The sequence below is a fragment of the Acidobacteriaceae bacterium genome (assembly GCA_028283655.1).
GTDB lineage: Bacteria > Acidobacteriota > Terriglobia > Terriglobales > Acidobacteriaceae > Granulicella.
Map to the genome: position 1 here is coordinate 453,110 of JAPWKE010000003.1, position 21,683 is coordinate 474,792.

Annotated in this window: 16 protein-coding genes; 8 read left to right on the top strand and 8 right to left on the bottom strand. The window is 57.0% G+C overall.

Going from position 1 to position 21,683, the window contains the following annotated elements; genetic code table 11:
* Nucleotides 1–23 precede the first annotated feature (23 nt).
* The 3 genes from PW792_04690 to PW792_04700 form a co-directional block, all read right to left on the bottom strand.
* On the bottom strand, nucleotides 24–1,202 hold the full coding sequence (locus PW792_04690; GenBank protein ID MDE1161229.1) for a zinc-binding dehydrogenase: 1,179 nt from the start codon (nucleotides 1,200–1,202) through the stop codon (nucleotides 24–26).
* A 66-nt stretch (nucleotides 1,203–1,268) separates the two neighbouring features.
* A complete protein-coding gene (locus PW792_04695) occupies nucleotides 1,269–4,028 on the bottom strand; it encodes a carboxypeptidase regulatory-like domain-containing protein (GenBank protein ID MDE1161230.1) in 2,760 nt (919 codons plus the stop codon).
* 478 nt (nucleotides 4,029–4,506) lie between these two features.
* Entirely contained in the window at nucleotides 4,507–5,445 is a 939-nt protein-coding gene (locus PW792_04700) for a LysR family transcriptional regulator (protein MDE1161231.1), read from the bottom strand.
* Between the two features lie 279 nt (nucleotides 5,446–5,724).
* Between PW792_04700 and PW792_04705 the strand changes: the two genes are divergently transcribed.
* Nucleotides 5,725–6,717, top strand: coding sequence for a tagatose 1,6-diphosphate aldolase (locus tag PW792_04705; GenBank protein ID MDE1161232.1), 993 nt, complete (start codon nucleotides 5,725–5,727; stop codon nucleotides 6,715–6,717).
* On the top strand, nucleotides 6,714–7,244 hold the full coding sequence (locus PW792_04710; GenBank protein MDE1161233.1) for a VOC family protein: 531 nt from the start codon (nucleotides 6,714–6,716) through the stop codon (nucleotides 7,242–7,244). Before PW792_04705 ends, PW792_04710 begins: the two co-directional genes overlap by 4 nt.
* Before the next feature lie 45 nt (nucleotides 7,245–7,289).
* Here PW792_04710 and tpiA read toward each other — a convergent pair whose 3' ends face one another.
* Both tpiA and PW792_04720 read right to left on the bottom strand, forming a co-directional pair.
* Nucleotides 7,290–8,051: a triose-phosphate isomerase gene (gene tpiA / locus PW792_04715; GenBank protein MDE1161234.1), complete on the bottom strand. Its 762-nt coding sequence runs from the start codon at nucleotides 8,049–8,051 to the stop codon at nucleotides 7,290–7,292.
* A gap of 317 nt (nucleotides 8,052–8,368) precedes the next feature.
* Nucleotides 8,369–8,524 (bottom strand): hypothetical protein, encoded by a 156-nt coding sequence (locus PW792_04720; GenBank protein MDE1161235.1) that lies wholly within the window; start codon nucleotides 8,522–8,524, stop codon nucleotides 8,369–8,371.
* 515 nt (nucleotides 8,525–9,039) lie between these two features.
* On the opposite strand from PW792_04720, the gene PW792_04725 reads away from it, so the two are divergent.
* The 3 genes from PW792_04725 (at nucleotide 9,040) to PW792_04735 (ending at nucleotide 12,130) form a co-directional block, all read left to right on the top strand.
* Nucleotides 9,040–9,948 carry an ArdC family protein gene (locus tag PW792_04725; protein MDE1161236.1) on the top strand — a complete coding sequence of 303 codons (909 nt, stop codon included), beginning with the start codon at nucleotides 9,040–9,042 and terminating at the stop codon, nucleotides 9,946–9,948.
* Nucleotides 9,948–10,361, top strand: coding sequence for a hypothetical protein (locus PW792_04730; GenBank protein ID MDE1161237.1), 414 nt, complete (start codon nucleotides 9,948–9,950; stop codon nucleotides 10,359–10,361). Before PW792_04725 ends, PW792_04730 begins: the two co-directional genes overlap by 1 nt.
* A gap of 83 nt (nucleotides 10,362–10,444) precedes the next feature.
* The gene (locus PW792_04735; GenBank protein ID MDE1161238.1) at nucleotides 10,445–12,130 is read left to right on the top strand and encodes a ParB/RepB/Spo0J family partition protein; all 1,686 of its coding nucleotides are present in this window, start codon (nucleotides 10,445–10,447) and stop codon (nucleotides 12,128–12,130) included.
* A gap of 237 nt (nucleotides 12,131–12,367) precedes the next feature.
* Here PW792_04735 and PW792_04740 read toward each other — a convergent pair whose 3' ends face one another.
* The 3 genes from PW792_04740 to PW792_04750 all read right to left on the bottom strand — a co-directional run bounded on the left by PW792_04740 (nucleotide 12,368) and on the right by PW792_04750 (nucleotide 15,319).
* Nucleotides 12,368–13,906, bottom strand: a complete 1,539-nt coding sequence (locus PW792_04740; protein MDE1161239.1) for a hypothetical protein — start codon at nucleotides 13,904–13,906, stop codon at nucleotides 12,368–12,370.
* Nucleotides 13,907–14,081: 175 nt separating this feature from the next.
* On the bottom strand, nucleotides 14,082–14,639 hold the full coding sequence (locus tag PW792_04745; GenBank protein MDE1161240.1) for a PepSY-associated TM helix domain-containing protein: 558 nt from the start codon (nucleotides 14,637–14,639) through the stop codon (nucleotides 14,082–14,084).
* Between the two features lie 17 nt (nucleotides 14,640–14,656).
* Complete coding sequence (locus PW792_04750) at nucleotides 14,657–15,319, bottom strand: flavin reductase (protein MDE1161241.1); 663 nt, start codon at nucleotides 15,317–15,319, stop codon at nucleotides 14,657–14,659.
* A 385-nt stretch (nucleotides 15,320–15,704) separates the two neighbouring features.
* Between PW792_04750 and PW792_04755 the strand changes: the two genes are divergently transcribed.
* From PW792_04755 to PW792_04765, 3 genes are read left to right on the top strand one after another with little or no spacing between them, the layout of a single operon-like run.
* Nucleotides 15,705–18,896, top strand: a complete 3,192-nt coding sequence (locus PW792_04755) for an efflux RND transporter permease subunit (GenBank protein ID MDE1161242.1) — start codon at nucleotides 15,705–15,707, stop codon at nucleotides 18,894–18,896.
* Nucleotides 18,897–18,948: 52 nt separating this feature from the next.
* Nucleotides 18,949–20,196: an efflux RND transporter periplasmic adaptor subunit gene (locus tag PW792_04760; GenBank protein ID MDE1161243.1), complete on the top strand. Its 1,248-nt coding sequence runs from the start codon at nucleotides 18,949–18,951 to the stop codon at nucleotides 20,194–20,196.
* Complete coding sequence (locus PW792_04765) at nucleotides 20,193–21,632, top strand: efflux transporter outer membrane subunit (GenBank protein ID MDE1161244.1); 1,440 nt, start codon at nucleotides 20,193–20,195, stop codon at nucleotides 21,630–21,632. The genes PW792_04760 and PW792_04765 overlap by 4 nt, the downstream gene beginning before the upstream one ends.
* Nucleotides 21,633–21,683 lie beyond the last annotated feature (51 nt).

Here is a 21,683-nt window from a genome sequence, read left to right on the forward strand (position 1 = left end):
CCTCGTTTCCGCGTTCCTGATTCCTAAGCCGTGACTGCTTCTTCTTCCTTGGCTGCGGCTGTCTTCGAAGAGAAATCGTTGCGTACAACAACCTTGATCGCGTCCTCCACACGATCACGCGCATAACGAAGCGCTTCTGGCAGTTCGCTGAGCGGGAAGGTGTGCGTGCACACCACGGTGGCATCGAAGCGCTTCTGGCGCATGAATGCCTCTGCGCGATGCGTTGCGCTCTTACCTTCGCCGCGGATCCCGTAGAGGTAAATGTTGTTTCGCACGATGTAGGCGACATCCACAGGTGCGGCTTCGCCCGGGAACGCTGCCAGGCAGATCTTGCCGCCACGGTTGAGCATCTGGGCCGCTTCGTTCACGGCATTAGGAGCGCCGGAGCACTCGACAACATAGTCGGCACCCTTGCCATCAGTGAGCTCGCGCACGCGCTTCACGGGGTCTTCGTTCTTCACGTTGATGACGTAATCTGCTCCGAGCTGCTTGCCAATCTCGAGGCGATTGTCGCGGGTTCCGGTAAGGATGACGGGTTGAGCACCAAGAGCCTTTGCTACAGCTGCGCCAAGCAAGCCGATAGGCCCAGGACCGGTAACAACGACGCTCTCTCCAGCGACCAGACCGCCGAGCTCGGTGAGCCCGTAGACGGCAGTGCCTGCAGTAACGACGAGCGTGGCTTCTTCATCGCTCATCGTGTCCGCGATGGGCACCAACGTGTTGATGTTGTTGATCTGGTATTCGCAGAAGCCGCCATCGGTCGTAAAGCCATTCGCGCGATGACCTTTGTCGACATCTCCGTAGTTCTTGCCGTAGTTGTGGCAGGACGTATACATGCCCTGGCGGCAACGGATGCACTGGCCGCAGCCTGCATGAATCTCCACGGTCACTCGTTGGCCGATCTCGTATTCGTCAACACCGGGGCCAAGGGCAACGACCGTGCCCATGTACTCATGACCGGGAGTGAAATTCTTGTTGAAGGGAAGTCCGCCTTGAATCATTGAGGGGGGACCATGTTTGATGATTTCGAGATCGGTCGCGCAAATCGCAACGGCATCGATGCGAACCAACACCTCAGCCCTCTTCGGCGATGGAACAGGCTTGTCTACAAGAGTCAATTGGCCGGGGTCGCCCAACACCCACGCCTTCATGGTTTCGGGAATTGGGAAGTTGCTGTCAGTCTTTACGCCAGGATTCTGCATGATAGTTTTCCTTTCAACTTGGGTTATTGCCGAGTGCAGCGTGGTTAAGAGAGAGGTGGAAGTCTCCTAAAACGAGACCTTCATCGAAATCTGTATTTGGCGGCTGCTGTTTGCGGTCGCAGTGATGAGTCCACCCGGACCGGGTTCGGGAGAGAGTGTCTGGTTCGCGGTGGTACCTTGTGCTGGACCATTCGCGATCACAATAGGGTTGGGTATCTGTAGGTTCGTGTGGTTGAGCACGTTGGCGAAGTCGACTCGGAACTGAGCACCGACCCGCTTGTTGATCTGCCCTGAATGAACCAGCGAGAGGTCCCAATCAGCGTGCCCGGGACCGCGCAAGCTGTCACGGCCCGCATTCCCTACCGTTCCATACGCTGGAGCCGAGAACGCCGTTGGGTTGAAGTACTGTGCCACGCGTTGCGCGGTTGTGCCCCGGGTGTACAGTCGTCCGCTGAAGTTCGGATTGACATCCGGGCGAATCGGATTCCGTGGATCGCCGTTGCCCGTGGGGTTATAGCCAAGCTGAGGAGAGAAGGGAAACCCCGTCTGCAGGTTGGCGATGCTTCCTACGGACCAACCCGAAATAAGGCGGGACACAATCGGACTGGTCTTTGCGAAGAACGGCTGTTTGCTTCCGAACGGAAGCTGATACGTGAGGTTGATCGTTGCTATCGAGCTGATGTCCGTCGCAGAGGGGCCATAATCGAGGTCAGGACGGCTGGGAACGGCGACGAACGCCGGAGTGTTCGCCGACACGGAGGTTGTCCAGGCCGCGCCATTGTCCAGGTTCTTCGACCAAATGTAGGAACCATTGATCTGCAATCCCCGCGATAGATCGTGCCGATAGAGAACCGACAGAGCGTTGTAATTGCTTACGCCACCGGACCACCAGGAGAGTGTGCTCGAAAGCTTAGGGTTTGCTTTGGCGGTGGTGGGGTAATAGATCGTCCCGTTCGGTAGAACGGTATAAGCCGGTTCGTTCAGATCGCCCGCGAGGATCTGGTTGTATCCATAGGACCCCAGATAGCCGATGCTGAGTGAACTCTTCCACGGCATCTGCTGTTCGATCCGAATCGTGTACGTAACCAGTGATGGTGTCGCGATATCAAGGGCAACCGTTGAGGGCAACACGGTTGGCGTCGCGCCCGTTGCGTTCGACACATTTGTCGCCGTATATGCGTTCGAGGTGTTGAAAGGAGCTGCCTGGTCAAGTCGGTAGTTCAAGCCCGATAGCGGCACATGATGCAGTCCGGCTCCGGCCCGCAACACCGTCGATCCCTTGGCGTTGAGGTTCCACATGATGCCGATATGAGGTTCAGGTAGAAAGAGTGCGCGGTTCTGATTGACGGCGTTTGACTGGACGGTCGGCGCGGAATCCATGACCCCATTCACGATGTGGTAAACCCCGGCTCGACCTTGAGACTCTGACCATCCGGTCGAAGATTCGAACCGAAAGCCTGCTCGGACGAGGAAGCGCGGCGTGGGGCGATAGCTGTCTTCGACATAGGCGTCACCCATGAAGTTGCGCCACCCGAGCCCCGTCGTATTGGGGGTGTACCGGAACAGACGTATGGAACCAGCCAGAAAGAGTGAAAGCGAATTGAACGCTGCTTGGCCACCTAGGTCGCGCGCCACATCGTCGTTGGACTGCAGCCGTTGAATCCAACCACCGAACTCCAACTGATGCTTCCCATGCGTCCAGATCACATGGTCGTCAACAGTAAACGTGTTTCTAGCAATCGTGTTATCCCCAGCAGGGTTGGCGCCTGCGTTTGTCACCGCCGAAGCACCACCGGAAGCGACTGTTCCCGACACGATGATCGAAGAGGTCGGTTTTCCAGGAACCAGCGTTGGCGTGATGGCTTGGATGTCGGGACGCACAGAACTGACCAAGTGTGAACCGGCGCGGTTGAAAGAAAACCGAAACGTGTTCACAAGCTTCGCGCTGAAGTTGTGTTGCTCCTGGAGAGTCCCATTTTGCTGGCGCAGAGCCTCGTTCACGATCGAGTAGGGATTTTGGCTTGGTGTGCTCGCCGACGAATCGTCGATGGTGTATGTCGCGAACGCACTGTCATGCCGTCCCATCACGATGTCTAAGCGGGACGAGCCCGCATCGATGCGCACACGCTGGGTGGGATTGTTGAACGCAAGCGCGATACCGGTGATCCGGCCGTTGCTCGTTACTTCTGGCCCATTCGCGACAGGCCAAAGATTCAAGAGTTGCGCCGAGACGGGGCTCACTGTGACAGGAACTCGTACGCCGCTTGCGTTGGGCAGTAAGCCCTGCCTTGCTTCGTTGTCTGGCACTAAGGCCACATTGCTCAGGCCAAGGTTCTGGCGGAATCCTTCGTAGTTTCCGAAGGCATACAGCACCTTGGGAATAATAGGACCGCCGAGTGTGGCTCCGAACACATTGCGCTGACTGTTCGGCTTTCTGGACGGATCGAAGTAATTGCGCGCATTGAGGAAGCTATTCCGGAAATACTCATAGCCGCTTCCATGCAGGGTGTCTGTCCCCGCAGTCGATGTGACGACCGTCACTTGCGCACCATCTCGTTTGCTATAGAACGATGAAAAGGTGCTCGTCACGAGCGAATAATCGCGCCACGTGTCGATATCGAGGACTTGCCCTGTGTAGTTCAGGTTGTCCGGATTCAGAATGATGAACTGGTCGTAGAGTCGGCCATTCAGAGGGAGCTTCTTGATGACGCGTGGATCGTTCAACTCCGTTCCCGGTTTCACTGCTGAACTTTGTTGCGCCGCGTTCGGATTGCGTGTGTTGGCAGCTCCCGAAATCGTTCCGCCCACCGTTTGCGCCGACGCCATGCAACTCCCTGCGAGACAGGTCACCGTGAGCGTGGCGATACAGCTTGCAACCGCAAAGGGACGCGATGAGCTCGCGGAGCAGAGGGAGGGGAGGGGCGTAGATTCGAGAACCAGCGTGCCTATAGCGTCTTGGTAATACCGCCCGATCTCTCTTCGGCGAGGACACGCTATGTGAGAGATTCGAGTTTTTGCAAACGAGCTGAACATGCAGTCAACCTCGTGGAGGTGGCGCCGGTCAACTCAAAAGGCATAACTGCTTTCTGCGTACCGTCCACTTCAACGGAGCAAACTCTACGCCCGCAGAAATAAGTTCGTCCAACAATATATAGAGATTACATTTATCTTCAAAGTAGATGAATCAAGTTACCGATGAGGGCGGTGATCTTCTACATTCTGAAGTGCGAATTGCCCTTACATCGGCTTCCCTGGGATCCCCACTACCAGCTTCGATATGTCAGCAAGATCGTCTGGAAGCCGCTCACACCCGTAATCTCCGCTTCACCGGGAGTTTCGACGCCTTCCTCATCGCTTCCAGAAAAAGATTCACCGTGCTCAGAGGTTCTTTCCCTTTCGTCCTGGCCTTCGCCACGATTGCCAGACCCCATCGAGTCAACGCAGGTTGACGATCAGCAATCGCCAAGACCTTCAGGTCTGAAGACTCGGGGAACGCCCGTGCGAGCACACTAGGAACAATGGCGACGCCCAAACCGCGCGAAACAAATTGCACCACAGTATGGACCTCTCCTACTTCGATCACCGTTCGCCGGTGAAGATTTCGCACGGCGAATTCGCGGTCGATCATTCTTCGTGTGGCCCGGCCTGGTGTGAGGTCAACGAAGTTCTCCTGGCTGATCGAGTCCATCGAAACTTTGTCTTTTGCCGCGAGCGGATGATCAACGCCGCAGATTCCTACCAAGGTGTCCTCGATGAAGGGCAGCACGACCAGTCCCGGTATCGTTGGACTTCCGTGTAACGCATGGAAGCTCAGATCTAACTCTCCGGAGCGGACCATCTCCGGCACTGCGTCCGCAGTAACGGAACGCACTTCGATCTCAAGCAGCGGATAGTCCGTTCGAATGTTCTTGAGCACGAGTGGCATATCAAGGTAGGGGATCAAACTTTGAAGAACTCCGATGCGCAGACGTCCCCGGACGATACCGTCAAATTCGCGGACCGATTGCAAACCTTCTTCAATGGCCGCCAGACTTGCACGAGCGTGTTGGAGGAATACCTTTCCTGCGTCCGTGAGAGCGACGCTCCTCGTCGTTCTTTCAATAAGACGGACGCCAACCTCTTCCTCCAACTCCTTGATTGAAGACGAGACACCCGACTGCACGATGTGAACCTTGCGTGCGGCCTTCGTAAAGCTCCCTTCGTCGGCTACTGCAATGAGATGTTGCAAATGTCTGATGTCCATGACTTCATTCCTGTTTTATTTATCGTCTGAAAAGATGAGTGATATTCAAAAAAGTTGTTTTTCAGAAGAGTGTTCACGAGCATAAGCTTCTTAGGCAATTGGGGCAAGCGCTGTTCAAGTGACTCGTACGTTTGTGCGGGCTTGCTGGACTAGCGGGCGTCTGAGAGCGGGGTGGGCAACTCTGCGGACACCAGCTCTTGAAACTAAGGCTTTCTTGAAGCCGGTACAGAAAGACCTTCGCAAGAAGGACAAACAAGATTGGACTAAGGAACAAGCTCAATGAAACTCACGCCTGGAAAGCTGGCCGGTCTCAAAGCGGTCTCGAACACAAACGGTGTCATCGCTGCGGCAGCCATGGATCAAAGAGGCTCACTTCAAAAGACTCTCTCCAACGAGCGGGGAAGCGCGGCGACAAGTCACGATCTCGAAGTGTTCAAAACACTTGTGACGGAAACTCTTACGCAACATGCTTCAGCGATCTTGCTCGATCCTGAATTCGGGCTGCCAGCGTCTCACAAGCGCAACGAAAAGGGCCTACTCCTTGCCTACGAGAAGACGGGATACGATGCCACACTCCGGGGACGTCTCCCTGACTTGCTCGAACTCTGGAGCGTACGCCGTCTCAAGGAGGCGGGCGCGGACTGTTTGAAAATCCTTCTCTACTACACTCCGTTTGAAGACTCCAAGATCAATGATCTGAAGCATGCGTGGATCGAAAGAATCGGCGACGAGTGCAGGGCGAATGACCTTCCGTTCTTCCTCGAGTTTGTCGGATATGACGCAGAGGGCGGCGATGTGAAGTCGCTCGCCTACGCGAAAAAGAAGCCCTCGATCGTCGCCGGTGCCATGCAAGAGTTTTCCAAACCACGTTATGGCGTGGATGTTCTCAAGGTGGAAGTTCCCGTAGAGATGAACTATGTGTCGGGAACACGTGCGTTCAACGGAGAGGAGGCCTACACGAAAGCCGAGGCGATGCGTCTCTTCCGGGACACTGCCGAAGCTACCGAGCTGCCTTTCATCTATCTCTCCGCTGGCGTTTCGAATCCGGTCTTCATCGAAACCTTGGAGTTGGCCAACGAATCGGGAGTGAAGTACAACGGTGTTCTTTGCGGCCGCGCGACCTGGCAGGATGGGATCGCCATCTATGCCAAGCAAGGAGCGGAAGCGTTTCGGGATTGGTTGGAGACTGTCGGTGTTCGCAACATCCAGAACGTGAATCAGGCTTTGAATGGCGCAACGAGCTGGTTTGCAAAGGTGGAGGACAGCCAGTGAGCCACGATGTTCCTCGCGGAATCGAACACATCGGCATCTGCGTTCCAGATCATGATGCGGCGGTACGCTTCTTTGAAAGCGCGTTCGGGGCTACGGTGCTTCAGTCTCACGTGACAAGGGACCAGCCCCTCTCGAGTCGTCAGCTCAATCAGTCCCACGGAATGGCCGCACGGAGCGAGATATGTGCGGCCAGTCTGCTACGTTTCGGAAACGCGGCCAACATCGAAATCATGCAACTGACGCGGTATACGCGGCTGGATCCTGCGGATTTCAGCGATATGGGGCTGCAACATTTTTCCGTATACGTCGACGATCTCGACGCCTGCACCCGTCGCTTCGTTCGCGCCGGGGGGCTGCTCCTCGATGGCCCTTTCGACCTGATTGGTTACGAAGCAGGTGCCGGCAATCGCGGTCGATTCGGCCGCATGCCATGGGGTTCGATGGTCGAGTTCATCACTCTTCCTGCCGCTGCAACGAAGACCGAAGTGTCGATGCAGACCCGTTGGTTTCCGCAACTTCAAGAATGACAGCGTCGACCAACCTTTGACGAGCATTCAGTTCTCGCACGGCCATCAGGCAGGTTGGCCGTAATGGACAATCCTCGAGAACGACTCTGGAGTGAGCGAAGCGCCACCGACCAAAGCTCCATCGATCTCGGGCTCCGCCATCAGCTGCTCGATGTTGTGCGGTGTTACCGATCCCCCGTAAAGAATGCGAATCGCAGATGCCGTCGTTTGCCCAAACAATAAAGCAAGCTCGGAACGTATGAGTGAGTGGGTCCAGCCGGCCAAATCAGGCGCCGCAGTATGCCCGGTTCCAATCGCCCAAATCGGTTCATAGGCGATCACCATCGTTTCGGCTTGCGAGGATGTAAGCCCCGCCACAGCTCCACGTAGTTGCTTCCGCAGGACGGCCTCCGTCTCTCCATTCTCACGCTGAGCCAAGGTCTCTCCAAGGCAGAGGAGAGGAACGAATCCGTGTGCGAGGGCTGCTTGCAATTTCAGATTGATGGAGCCGTCGGTTTCCCCCAGAAAGCTCCGCTGCTCGCTATGCCCTAACAACACAAACCGACACCCAATCTTGCTTAGCATCATGACCGAGGTCTGTCCCGTGTAAGGGCCTTCGGCAAGCCAATGCATCGTTTGTGTTCCGGCAGCGACGCGCGTATTGCGTAAGGCAGAGACCACCTCGGAGAGCGCCGTCAGCGTGGGAAACAGGACAATCTCGTCTCGTTCATGGTCCGCAACTAGAGGAAGGAACGCGGCCAGATAGTCGATCGACTCTTCTGGCGTCTTGAACATCTTCCAGTTGCCAGCCATCAAAGGTTTACGCATGAACCACTCCGTCCTTCCTGGACCCACAGGCCGCATAGGAGACAGCTATATCCCGCCATCAGCGTCCATGCGTTTTACATCGCTGCGAAGTACGCTCAGGCTCCGTGAAACTGTCATCGAAAATGTAGCGGTCGCACGGATCAGCCGTCCAACGATAAGTTCAGATGGCAGTCATTGCCTGGTCAGATAAATCTGGAGGACTCGCTATAGAGCGTGCGTGATCCGAAGTACAGGGACTCCGCTTCCTATCGCGCAGGGCGGCGAACCCTTACAAGGCAGCTCGCCGCCACAATCGACTCGCTCAATCCGTAACCGGCTTAGGCGACTTTCCTCGTATCCAAGATCTTCACGGTAGGCAGCCGAGCCTTGAGCCACGGGTAGGCGTTTTCGGCGTGTCGAATCGGGAGCATGGCGGTACGGATGCGGATGGTTGCACCCCAGACATAGGTGATTTCGATTTTGGTTTGATACATCTCGGTTCAATTCTTACGGCGTACCGGCCGTAGCGGGTTTACGGTGGAAGGGGAGAGGCTCACAGGCCCCCGACGCTGGGGCGAAACGCCCCTCTGTATACGGAAGCGATAGTCGTTTTCCTCATTCACTTGTTTTTCTGTGACCGTTCGGGTCTGCCCGTCGCTCCCGGAAGGGAGGAGCGCCGCTCCTCCCTGTCTGCAGCCGCGAACGCGTCTTCCGCCACCCTCCTCAGCGGGACGTTCCTTCCCGCAACGCCCTCCCTTACAGATTGGCGCGCTGTCGCGCGCGAATGTCGAAACCAGACCTCCCTAAGGGGCGCTGCCCCTCGCGCTCTGCAAGGCCATTCGCCCTCCGGGTTTTGGCTCCCCCACGCTACGCGCGGTCCCCCCAAAAAGCTCCGCTCCAAGGCCTTTCCGTTTGCTACCCCCGCGTTCGCCACGTGGCGTCCGGCATGTGCCCATGCCGCCGCTTCGCAAGCGGACAAGCAACGGCAACAGCCAAGGAGGAAGCACCCATGACCACCACCGCCATCCACGAAGCCAACGCCACCCTCAACAGCAAGAAACCTCTCAGCAAGCAGGAACTCATCGCCGCCAACATCAAGCTCCTCGTCGAGCAGTTGAACGCTGGCAAGTCGGAAGCCCTCACGAACTACCTCACGGCCATGAGCCGTTTCCACAATTACAGCTTCGGCAACGTCTTAGAGATCGCTCGCCAGATGCCCACGGCTACTCGCGTTGCGGGCTTCTGGACATGGAAGAATCTGGGACGTTCCGTCAATGCAGGAGCTAAGGGCATTCGCATCCTTGCTCCTATCGTCGGTGTTCGCCGCAAGAAGGACAGCGAAGCTGAGAAGGACATCACCAAGCAGAACGAGCGTGCTTTGCTTGGTTTCCGCAATACCTTCGTCTTCGACATCTCCCAGACCAACGGCATCGAGCTGCCTGAGATCGAGCAGACGTCAGGCGACCCCGGCGACAACCTCACGCGCTTGAAAACCTTCCTGCACGGGCAGGGCATTCAGGTCGTCTACAACGAGAAGATCGCCCCCGCTCTCGGCATGAGTTACGGCGGTCGCATTGCTCTATTGCCCGGGCAGACCGAGGCCGAGGAGTTCTCCACGCTTGTGCATGAAGCCGCGCACGAGATGCTTCACAAGTCCGAACGCCGTACTGCCACCACCAAGACTGTGCGCGAGACAGAAGCAGAAGCCGTGGCCTTCGTTGTCGGCAAGGCTATTGGATTGATGAACATCAACGCCTCCGCCGATTACATCCAGCTCTATCACGGCAACGCGTCCATGCTCGCCGAGAGTTTGGAGGTGATCCAGCAGGCCTCGGGTGTCATCCTCGCGGCGGTAGAAGCTCCCGCGCTCAACGAAGAAGCAGAGCAGGCTGCCTCCGCACTCGAGGAGGCAGCCTAATGCGAATCCTTCTCGACATCCTTGAAGCTGTCGGAGGCTGGAACCACGGCCTGCATCTGCACATCGACAATCAGCCCTATCTTCCCTTGGTGATCGAGGCGATGGATGAGTCCGGCCCTTGTGGCCTTCCCGCCATCTCCGTAACCCACTACGGCAAGCAGAACGGCGATGCCATGCGTGACCCCGAGATGTGTTTTGAACTCGGCTTCGCTGGTGGCGCTCATCTCAACCCCTTTTATTGGCGCAACGACTATCTAGGCATCGAGCAGTGGAGCCGCTTTATTCGTGACAGCAATTACTGCTATCACACGCAGCTTCACGAACAGCACGAGGTCTTCGCCAAGCTGTGGGACAAGAACCTGCGACAGCAACGCTTCTTCGAGGCCTTCCAGCAGCAAGCCAAGAGCGCCTAGACCTTCCTCCATCCACCGGAGCGAAGACAAGGCAGCGCGTTCGCTCCGTCGTCGTCCACCGCCAACAGCCCAAGGAGGGCACCATGCAAGACAGCAGCCCGTTCCAGTTCATCGCCATCGATCTCATCGACGAATCCACCACCAACCCGCGCCAGACCTTTGACCCGGACAAGCTCAATGAGCTTGCCACGTCGATCATCATGAACGGTGTCATTCAGCCGATTGTTCTTCGTCCGAAGAGCAGCCGCTTCGAAGTCGTCGCGGGTGCGCGTCGCTTCCGCGCCTCTGTGATCGCGGAACAGTTTTCCATCCCGGCGCGTGTCGTGGAACTCAACGACGCGCAAGCCGTTGAATGGCAGCTTGTCGAAAACTCGCAGCGCGAAGACGTTCATCCCTACGAAGAAGCGCAGGGCTTCCAGCGTCTTCTCGATATGCCCGGCTATGACGTAGCTGCGATTGCCTTGAAGTCCGGCAAGAGTGCGAGCCACATCTACGCGCGGTTGTCTCTCTTGCAACTCATCCCCGAGGTAGCGAAGGCCTTTGTGGAAGAGCGCATCACCGCCAGCCATGCCAACCTCATCGCTCGTTTGCCGCAGGAGCATCAGGCGACTGCGTTCTCCAACTGCTGGCGTAAGGACTGGAAGGACGACGAAGCCCATCTGCTTCCTGCCAAGCATCTGAGCGCGTGGATTCAGAGCAACCTGTATTTGGATTTGGACACGGCTCCATTCGACAAGGACGACCCCAACCTCAATCCCTCCGCTGGCTCGTGTCTCGCTTGCCCTCGGCGTAGCGGCTACAACACCAGCCTCTTCGCCGATGTGCAGGGCGATCAGTGCCTCGATGCCGCCTGCTTCCAAGGCAAGATCACCGCGCATCTCGACCGTGAGCTCGCCGCACGTCCTGAGCTGGTGCAGATCGAAACCGCATGGCGTAACCCCAAAGAGCAGCGCCCCGGCGCTCTCAATCGCAACCACTACCGCGAGCTGCCCGACGCCGATAACCCCGACGCCGAGCCACCTTGCGCTCACGCCAAACCCGCTCTCATCGTCTTCGGCAAAGGACTCGGGCGCACCGTCATGGTCTGCCTCGAACCCGATTGCTCCGTTCACAGCAACCAACCGGAGGACGACGAAGAGGAGGAGATCGCGGCTGCGCCCTCGATGCCACCCGCACCCGAGGAGGAAACAGAAGAAGAGGCTGCACAACGCATCGCCGAACATGAGCAGCGTGTTGCAGAGTATGAAGCCGAAGAGACACGGAAGCGCGAAGAGCGCAAAGCCGCTGCGGAGCGGTTGGAGCAGGAAAGGGAAGCCGAACGCGTCCAACGCGAGAAGCAGGCCAAGGCGCGAGCGGCCACCTTCGAGCGCATCCTCGCCAAGGCTCCCGAGGCGTTCAACCCGGCGCAGCTACGAACTGTGCTGAGCCTTCTGATCCATCTCGATCCCTACGACTACTTGGACGAGGTCGTGGCCTTTTACACCAAGGAAGACGAGAATACCGAACAGTCCGCCGAGCAGATCGTCTCGTCGGCTTTGGGAGCAACGCCTGACGAGAAGCTAACCAGCTTCGCTCTGCGTCTCCTGCTCTCCGACCATGTGGCCATCCCGCAGGAAGATCAACCTGACCTGTTGGTCGAAGCCGAGGCCGTTTTTACACCCAAACAGCTGAAGGCCGCCAAGCCTAAGAAAGCGCCCTCTTCTAAGCCTGCCTTGGTCAAGGCCGCAGCCAAAGGAAAGAAGCCCTCCACGCCTAAGAAAGCCGCATAGCCTCGAGACAGAGCGGCCTCGGATTCTTCCGAGGCCGCTTTGTGTTCGTTCGAAAAATGGTGCTGGGAGACACCTCTTCGGTTTCTCCCAGACCCTCTTCCCGCTGGCTCCGGCCCCCGCTCGCCGGCTGCGCGGGAGGAACCTTCTATTGGCACTGTGAGGGCGCGAGCCATCCGAGGAGGGTAGCGCGGAGATCTGGAGAAGATAGAAGCGCGTGCTCGAACGCAGCTTTCTCGACTAAGGCAAACTCTCTCGTCGTTCGAGCACGGGCCAGACATTGGCAAGTTCGAGGATGAGTTCAACCGAATCCGGCTGCCAGTACCCCCCGTGACCAGCGACGACACCGGGCGGTACATTGATCATCCAGTCCGCAGAACGGTTCCACGGGAGGTGATCGTAGTCGGTCGCCAGACTGGATTGTGGCGTGCTGCAGGCGGGGCGATTCTCTCCTTTGTATGTTGGCTCTTTCGAACCTCTGCAGTTGTACTCGATGCGGCGATAGAGACGAGCTAGTTGAGGGAACGCTGCCTTAACGGGGAAAAGCCGCAACCTATCGGCTTGCGCTGGATCGGCGACGAGGGCCTTCGCGACATCGTCGCAGCCGGGGCGATCACCCGTAATGAAAGCGGCGTTGGTCCGTGCTGCCTCGATCTCGTCCTGGCCGATATAGCAGCCATTGTCGAAGTAAAGCAGGTTCGATGGATTGGAACGACGGACCTTACCAAGACTTGGTTTGTCTCCAGCCTGTATGTAACCAGGGTCAGCAAATGCCTTGTCGTTCTCGGGAGGCGTGGCCCTTGGTACTGGAGGTGGGCCCGCTATGAAGCGTCCGCCTGTTGCGAATGACCCGGTCAATGGATCGGATTTTGAGTGCACAGTGATGAGCAGGGGACGTGCTGGTTTGCCCTTAGACCCTGGCGTCAAGCTCACGATAGAGTACCCATTCGTCTTCTCGATCAATCGTTTGGGTATCAGTCCGCCCGTCGCTTCGTTAAAAGTTAAAGCCACATCAGCAAATGACCGTACCGCATCGCTTCCGGCAGGCTGCGGTTGATACATGTGGTAAATCGCACGCTCGAGAATTAAACCGCCAAATGAGTGTCCAATCAGGACGAGGCGAGAGGCGTCGCCGGCATTCGGTTTTGCAGCGTCTCGAAGCGTGCGCAGAATACTCAGGATGTCGTCATGGTCCGCTACTCGCCTTGCTGCTCGCTGCTGGAAATCGAGTCGCCAGGTGTTCAACGACCCGCGCCAACCGATATACACGCCGACATAACGCGTCTCACCCGACGGTGGAGGCTGCTTGCAGTCGAACTGGTCAGAACCTTTGAACTTGTCAAAACGGCTCTTAACGTCTCCTGGCGACAGCGAACTCATGTGTCGCTTGAATTCCAGCTCGCCAGAGTTTAGGCAGTCCATTAGCTGTAAGAAGTGAGGATAGTTGTTGGAGTCTAGGCGTGCATTGTTCTGGTTTCCATGAATGAAGACCAGAACCACCACCTTGCCTTTATCTGTAACCCCATCACGCGCAGATTCGATGAGCTTCCTTGCGAACACGAGCTGATCGTGACCGCAACAACTGTGCAAGCTACCTGAGCCATCCAGTTCGATCGTCGCGACGTTCTCGCGGAACGATGGTAGGGCCCCAGTGACCGGCGCTGTGTATTGAGGCGAGCGGTTGCCGACCCGTTGGTACGCCTGGTCAGGAATGCATCCGGTCAGAGCAACGGTGCCTAACAGAATAACTGTGAAGCGAAGGAAAGTAAGCAGTCGCATAGGTTCCTCAGCAAGTGATGGATTTTGAGGTAACTATACCTTTCCTTCCTCTCCATGCAAGCTTTTCTTTAGTGATACATAGCGATGGAGCCCATGAGCTTTACCCGGACGGTTTCTATCTCCGGCATCAAAGAACGCCAACGATCAGCAGCGCCGGCAAGATATCTCTCAAAGCTCACGAAAAGAGGAGAAACATAAGTGGCGTCAGGATGCCAAGTGCGAATTCGACACCGCGTATGCTCGCGAAACCTCGGCTCCCTTTATTCATGACGAGACCCGTGATGCAGATAACGATCAGGCTGATCGCAAACGTGTCCGAGAACCACCGCCACCACCTACCGGGGTTGTAGTGAAGATAGGAGAGCTGAAAGAAAAGAGGCCGCCTCTTCAAGCCTTGGTAGTCGACTGATCCTGTCTGTGTGTTGATCGCGAACGTAGAACCGCTGGAGAGGAAGACCTTCAACGTGTCAGGATTCGGCAGGAAGTGCTTCTTGTAATTCGCTTGTTCTGCCACCGGGTTGAGAAGCGCAAGGACCTCCTCTTTCGTGAAGGCTCCAGGATGCGGGAACACTCCCTTCGCTTGGTAGTGCTTCTCGACAACTTCGTATTGCGGATCGAACCGATTGAGATGATTCATCGTCAGCCCGGAGATGGCGTAGATGAGGATCATCCCCGTGAAGAAGAACGAGAGATGACCATGCAGATCGCGGCTGTACTTTCGGACCAGGTTCATCCGACTTTGCGCATACTTTACTTCTTTAGCCATATGTTTGTGATTTCCGAAATGAACATCTGGTGATGGGAAGGATTGCCCTGGTACGCGGCTCCGATATCGTCGCGATAGCCTCCGAGCGCCTTGTTATAGTCGAGGTCCTGAACCATCATGGTCTTGCACTCGATGATCAAACGAGCCTCCTTGTAACTCATCTGCCCGGAGGGCGTCTGCATCAGCGTCAAGCCGGATTCACGGATCTTGTCGGACGCGCGTCCAGTCTTCGTTCCCAAAATATGTTCGGCACCGCGAAATTGCTCAGGGAAGACGCTGAGAGTGAACCTCCCCTCTCGCTCCAGAAACTGATAGGTGTACCGGCTATTCCGCACGAAGATGAATGCCGCTGGATGGTCCCAGATATAGCCGATTGCACCCCAGTTGATGACCATGCTGTTCACCGAATCAGGCTTGCCCGCCGTGACCACCATCCACTGCTTACTGATCATGTCCACGACATTGTCGGGCAAGTCCGCGGGATCGATTCGATCGTACTGAGACTCCCAGGTCGTGTGCGTCAAGGCGGCAGTCTGCACTCTATCTACCGCTTGTTGCTTAGTGCAGGCCGTCAAGGGCGCAAGTAGGGCGAAGAGGCCAAGGAGCGGCGCGCAATACAAAGCTCGATGAATCGAGCGTCCACTCATCACTGGTCCTCCTTGAGATAACGCTTTGATTGGAAGCACCGTGCTCTTCGCTGCTCGCGTCTCCGTAGAAGAACTCGAACAGACTCTGTTGATACGTGACCGTCCATGAATGAATGAATCGTCCCCACACAGTTGTGATCAAGACAGGAAAACGAAGCCCCGTCTGTCTTGGCCTAAGGCTGACATGTCTTGTCTCGCAGATGAAGGAACTCGCAAACATAGGAGCACAGCTCCCACCTCCGGCGTGCGCAAAGAGCGAAGCGCGCCGTGGCGTCGTTTGCATCAAAGGAAAAAGTATAGATAATCGAAACATCGCAACCCGAGAGACGCTTGCTCCAGATTGCTCTTCAGGTTCGTGTGGTTAGGGAATGGAGTTGAACGCCGAATGTGGATTGTCCGAATTGCCCTGAATAGGCCCTATACATTCGTGGTCCTATCGATCCTGCTCTTGATCGCAGGGCCGTTAGCCGTGACCCACATGGCTGTCGATATTTTCCCGAACATCAACATTCCCGTGGTCTCCGTTGTTTGGACCTACACAGGACTTTCACCGGAGCAGCTTACAGATCGCATCGTCTCGCCTTTCGAGCGGGTGCTGCCGACTCTCGTCAACGATGTTGACCACACCGAGTCGCAGACGCTGAATGGTGTTGCGGTCACCAAGGTCTACTTCCGCCCTTCCGTGCAGATATCGCAGGGATTGGCTCAGATTACGGCAGCAGCGCAGCAAATTCTCAAGCAGGACCCTCCAGGAACAACACCGCCGCTGATCATTCAGTACAGCGCATCCAGCGTTCCGATCGTGCAGCTGGGACTGTCAGGCAAGGGACTCACGGAGCAGCAGCTCAATGACTTTGCTCTCAACTCGGTTCGTACACAGTTGTCGACCGTGCAGGGAGCTTCCATCCCGTACCCCTACGGCGGCCAACAGCGACAGGTGCAGGTCGATATCGACACTTCCAAGCTTCAGGCCTATGGGCTGTCTGCATCGGATGTTGTTAACGCAGTCAATGCGCAGAACGTAATTCTGCCGTCGGGCGATGCCAAGGTGGGTGACTTCGACTACCAGGTCGAAACCAACAGCACACCGAAGACGATTGCAGCGTTGAACGCCATTCCCGTGAAAACAGTCAATGGCGCGACCGTCTACATGCGCGACATCGGCAACGTACGTGACGGTTTTCCGCCCCAGACCAATATTGTTCGCGTAGATGGGCAGCGAGCAACATTGCTCACCGTTCAAAAGACGGGCGACTCCTCAACGCTCGATATCATCTCGAACATCCGCAAGCAGCTTCCTAATGTGCTTTCGGAGCTCCCGTCCTCGCTCAAGATCAACCTGATCTCAGATCAGTCCATCTTCGTGCGCGGCGCGATCTCGGGTGTCGTTCGCGAAGCCATCATTGCCGCTTGTCTCACGGCCCTGATGATCCTCGTCTTCCTCGGAAGCTGGCGCTCTAGCCTCATCATCGCCGTCTCGATTCCGCTCTCCGTGATTTGCTCCCTGCTTGCCCTGGCGGCCTTAGGTGAGACGATCAACATCATGACTTTGGGTGGCCTTGCCCTGGCCGTTGGCATCCTTGTCGACGATGCGACGGTGGCCATCGAGAACATTGACCGCAACCTCGAAGAAGGCAAGGAGCTCGAACAGGCCATTCTTGATGGCTCGGCCCAGATCGCTGTCCCAGCATTGGTTTCGACGCTGGCCATCTGCATCGTGTTCGTACCGATGTTCTTTCTTGCAGGTGTTGCCCGCTACCTCTTCGTCCCTCTCGCCGAATCCGTGGTGTTCGCGATGCTGGCGTCGTACTTCCTGTCCCGCACGATCGTGCCAACCATGGCCAAGTATCTGCTGAAAGGGCATTCGGAACTACACGGTCACGAGACAAAGGCGGCACCGAGCATCTTTGCGCGTTTCCAAAACGCCTTTGAGCGTGGGTTTGAGCGGCTCCGTACTTGGTACAAGGGCATACTGGAATCTTGCTTGGCGAATCGGCGTTCCTTCCTTGTCGCTGTGGTTCTCTTCTGGGTGGTTTCGATCGGCGCGTTGATCCCGTGGCTCGGCCAGGACTTCTTTCCCACGGTCGATGGCGGACAATTCAAACTCCACGTGCGTGCTCACACCGGCGTCCGTATTGAAAACACGGCTCGCCTTTGTGATGACGTGGAGAAGGTCATCCGCGAAGAGATTCCACCGAACGAACTCGAAGGCATTCTCGACAATCTCGGCGTTCCTTACTCCGGTCTGAATCTCTCCTATTCGAACTCCGCGACCGTTGGCACTGCCGATGCGGACATTACCGTCTCTCTCAAAGAGAAGCATCGACCAACGGCTCAATACATGACGGCCCTTCGCGAAAAGTTGAATCGACAGTTTCCGGGCGTCGTCTTTTATTACCTGCCCACAGATATGGTGAGTCAGATCCTCAACTTCGGCCTCCCCGCTCAGATCGATGTGCAGCTAGTCGGCTTGAAGGTGCAGGAGAACCGCGACTTCGCAGCCAACCTGATGCAGCAGTTTGCACGCATCCCGGGCACCACCGATCTTCGTATCCAGCAGCCGTTCAACTTGCCGACATGGAACGTAAATGTCGACCGGACTCGTGCCGAGCAGCTGGGGTATACCCAGCGTGATGTGGCCTCGAACCTGCTGGTTGCGCTTAGCGGTAGCTTCCAAACGTCACCGAACTTCTTCATCGACCAGCGGAATCATGTGGCCTACAACATCGCGGTGCAGACACCACAGCGTTTCGTAAAGAGCCTGCAGGAACTGCAAAACTTCCCGCTCGCTCCCAGGGGCGATAATCCCCAAACGCAGATTTTGAGCAATGTCGCGACGCTTGAGCGCGCCGCAGAGCAGGGCACCGTCAGCCATTACAACGCACGCCCCGTGATCGACATCTACGGCTCCGTTGAGGGGGCAGATCTTGGCAGCGTGGCGACTAGGCTGGAGAAGATCGTCGAAGACAGCAAGGCCAAGCTTCCGCGCGGCACCCAAATCTTTGTCCGCGGTCAGATGCAGACGATGCACAGCTCCTTTACGGGACTCGCATTCGGCCTTCTCTTCTCAATCGTTCTGGTCTACGCACTCATCGTCGTTAACTTCCAGAGTTGGCTTGATCCCTTCATCATCATTGCTGCGCTGCCCGGAGCGCTCGCGGGCATCGTTTGGATGCTGTTCCTAACCGGGACTCATATCAGCGTGCCTGCTCTGACCGGTTCCATCATGTGCGTCGGTGTGGCTACTGCAAACTCCATTCTGGTGGTTAGCTTTGCGAAAGAGCAGTTGGAGTCGGGTATGAGTGCGATGGAAGCAGCCCTCAGTGCTGGCTTCACCCGCTTCCGCCCCGTTCTCATGACAGCTCTCGCCATGATCATCGGCATGGTCCCGATGGCGCTCGGTCTCGGAGAAGGTGGTGAGCAGAACGCGCCACTCGGACGAGCCGTGATCGGTGGCCTCCTGCTCGCGACGGTAGGAACGCTCACCTTCGTGCCCACGTTCTTTTTACTCATGCATCGGAATGACCGCGTGACGCCACCCTCCACCGAAGGCGAGACAGAAGCGCATGCAGGCTAACGAACACGAGCAAGATTTCGGATAACAGCGACAAATAGATTCGAGGACAAAGATGGCGATTGAAGAGACGAACCACCAGAGAGCTGAAGAGAAGCCGTCTTCTGAGGGCAGCGGCGCAGCTGGCGGGAACGCGAGGAAGATAATCCTGTTTGTTCTCGTGCTTGCAGCTGTCGTGATCGTTGCTTGGGGCATCCTGAAACGTCGGCATAGTGCCAGCGAGCTGGAGAGTTACACCGATGCCAATGCGGCTCCCACGGTATCGATGGCGACGCCTGCTTTGGAGAAGAGCAGCGATGAAATCGTCCTGCCTGGCAACATGCAGGCTTTCTCAATGGCGCCTATCTACGCCCGCACCACGGGCTACGTGAAATCGTGGTCGCGTGACATTGGGGCCCGCGTACGGCAGGGGGAAGTTCTTGCCATCATCGAGACGCCGGAGCTCGACAAACAGCTCGCTCAAGCACGAGCGGAACTGGAAGCGGCCAAGACCAATGCGGGCCTCGCTCGCACTACAGCTACCCGCTATCAGGATCTCGTAGGCGAGAATGCGGTCTCACAGCAAGATACCGATACCGCCGTCAATCAATTGAAGGCGAGCTCCGCACAGGTCGCCTCCGCCGAAGCGAATGTGCAACGTCTCGAAGAACTGCAGTCCTTCGAGAAGATCATCGCGCCGTTTGATGGCGTCATCACCGCGCGTAACATCGACATCGGTCAGCTCATTGGCGCGAATGGAAGCACCGTGACAACCGGAGCAGGGCTTGTCGCGGGCAACCGTCAAGTGTTCGATATTTCGAAGGTCGACAGGCTGCGTGTCTACATCAACATTCCTCAGCAGTATGCGCCCGCTGCAAAGAACGGTTCGACGGCGACTCTGACTTTGCCGCAGTACCCAGGAAAGACGTTCCAAGGCACGCTCGTTCGGTCGTCCAATGCCGTGGATCCGGTAAGCCGAACATTGCTTGCCGAAGTCGATGTCGACAACCGCTCCGGGGAGTTGTTGCCCGGAAGCTATGCGGAGGTCCATCTTCACGCTTCGAATCCTGTGGCGATCCGTGTCGTGCCTGTGAGCGCTCTCGTTCTCCTTCCTCAGGGCACACGTCTCGTCACCGTAGATGCCAACCATCATGCCAGGTTCATTCCCGTTGTCGTGGGGCGAGACCTCGGAGCCACCACGGAGATTGTGAGCGGACTGGAGGACGGGCAGCAGATCATCGCGAACCCGCCAGACTCACTCACGGATGGAGAGGAAGTCCGTGTGGTCTCTACCAAGGGCAATAGCTTAGGACAAGCCCGATGAACCTTCAAAAATCACTGCCAGCGCTTGGGCTGTTTGCCCCTCTACTCTGTGCCGGTTGCAGAGTCGGTCCCAACTACATTCGCCCTGTGGCACCAACTCCGCCTTCGTTTAGTGAGAATGGGCGCAACGGCAATTGGGCCGACGCCGCTCCGGCTGACGATAAGGACCGCGGGGCATGGTGGACTCTCTACCACGACGCCGAGCTTACGCAGCTTGAAGAACGCTGTGTTGCGTCCAACCAAACTCTGAATGCCGCATTGCACGCCTACGATCAAGCGCACCAATTGGTACTGGCAAATAAGTCCTCGCTTTACCCGACGGTTTCGCTTGGGGGGAGCGCGAACCGCAATCGAATCTCTAATACACGCCCTCTCCGTCCAGCGAACGCGTCGCAATACTACTGGGACTTCCTCATCCCTCTGAACGTCTCATGGGAGCCAGACTTTTGGGGCCGCATTCGGCGGCAGATTGAATCAAGCTCCGCGAATGCTCAGGCATCTGCTGCAGATCTAGCGAACGTGCGTCTGAGTTTGCAAGGCACACTGGCTCTCACGTACTTCCAGATCCGTGGCATCGACCTTCAAGCTCAACTCTTGCAGAAGACCATTGATGCTTACACGAGCATGCTGAAGCTCACTCAGGATCGCCTGAAACGAGGACTCTCAAACGAAAGCGATGTCCAGCAGGCGACCGCCCAGCTCGAAGCTGCGCGCGCCGAATTGGTCGGTTTGGGCGTACAGAGGGCGCAGAACGAGCACGCTATCGCGGTACTGGTTGGTGTGCCTGCGACTGGATTCAGGATTGCAGACAAAGCCCTCGTCGGCGATCCCCCTGCCATCCCCACAGGGATTCCGTCAGAGCTTCTCGAGCGCCGTCCTGATATCGCGTCCACGGAACGCCGCGTAGCATCAGCCAATGCTTTGATCGGGGTGGCCAAGGGTGCGTACTACCCGCGAATCGTCCTCGGGGCTGGAGGTGGAGTCGAGAGCAGCATCATTGGTGACGTCTTCAATGCGGGAAGTGCGACTTGGTATGCCGGTCCATCCGCAAGCGAAGTCCTCTTCGATGCGGGAAAACGTCGCGCGCAAGTTGAGTTTGCGGTCGCGCAGCGTGATCAGGCAGCCGCGCTCTATCGAGAACAGGTTCTCTCTGCGTTCCGTGACGTGGAAGACCAGCTTTCTGCGTTGCGGGTGCTCGCAGAGCAGGCTGAGGTGCAGCAGCGTGCCGTGGCCGCAGCGCAACGTAGCACGCAACTCTCGATCTCACGTTACAAGGGTGGTTTGGCCGCCTATCTAGAAGTTCTGACCAATCAGACCATTCAACTCAACGACGAGCGGATTGCCGCTTCATTGGTAACCGGCCGCATTCTTGCGAGTGCGCAACTTCAGGTAGCACTGGGCGGGGGATGGAACGCTTCCCAACTCCCGCAAAATTAGAGCGCCTTGCTCTCTCGCTGCCGTATCGCGCTGTTGCTCAGAGGAGACGGG

Coding starts and splice junctions, on each gene's coding strand:
- PW792_04730 (MDE1161237.1), top strand. CDS start 9,948: ATGCGAATCCTTCTCGACATCCTTGAAGCTGTCGGAGGCTGGAACCAC.
- PW792_04705 (MDE1161232.1), top strand. CDS start 5,725: ATGAAACTCACGCCTGGAAAGCTGGCCGGTCTCAAAGCGGTCTCGAAC.
- tpiA (MDE1161234.1), bottom strand. CDS start 8,051: ATGCGTAAACCTTTGATGGCTGGCAACTGGAAGATGTTCAAGACGCCA.
- PW792_04690 (MDE1161229.1), bottom strand. CDS start 1,202: ATGCAGAATCCTGGCGTAAAGACTGACAGCAACTTCCCAATTCCCGAA.
- PW792_04735 (MDE1161238.1), top strand. CDS start 10,445: ATGCAAGACAGCAGCCCGTTCCAGTTCATCGCCATCGATCTCATCGAC.
- PW792_04740 (MDE1161239.1), bottom strand. CDS start 13,906: ATGCGACTGCTTACTTTCCTTCGCTTCACAGTTATTCTGTTAGGCACC.
- PW792_04755 (MDE1161242.1), top strand. CDS start 15,705: ATGTGGATTGTCCGAATTGCCCTGAATAGGCCCTATACATTCGTGGTC.
- PW792_04750 (MDE1161241.1), bottom strand. CDS start 15,319: ATGAGTGGACGCTCGATTCATCGAGCTTTGTATTGCGCGCCGCTCCTT.
- PW792_04725 (MDE1161236.1), top strand. CDS start 9,040: ATGACCACCACCGCCATCCACGAAGCCAACGCCACCCTCAACAGCAAG.
- PW792_04700 (MDE1161231.1), bottom strand. CDS start 5,445: ATGGACATCAGACATTTGCAACATCTCATTGCAGTAGCCGACGAAGGG.
- PW792_04765 (MDE1161244.1), top strand. CDS start 20,193: ATGAACCTTCAAAAATCACTGCCAGCGCTTGGGCTGTTTGCCCCTCTA.
- PW792_04695 (MDE1161230.1), bottom strand. CDS start 4,028: ATGGCGTCGGCGCAAACGGTGGGCGGAACGATTTCGGGAGCTGCCAAC.
- PW792_04760 (MDE1161243.1), top strand. CDS start 18,949: ATGGCGATTGAAGAGACGAACCACCAGAGAGCTGAAGAGAAGCCGTCT.
- PW792_04720 (MDE1161235.1), bottom strand. CDS start 8,524: ATGTATCAAACCAAAATCGAAATCACCTATGTCTGGGGTGCAACCATC.
- PW792_04745 (MDE1161240.1), bottom strand. CDS start 14,639: ATGAACCTGGTCCGAAAGTACAGCCGCGATCTGCATGGTCATCTCTCG.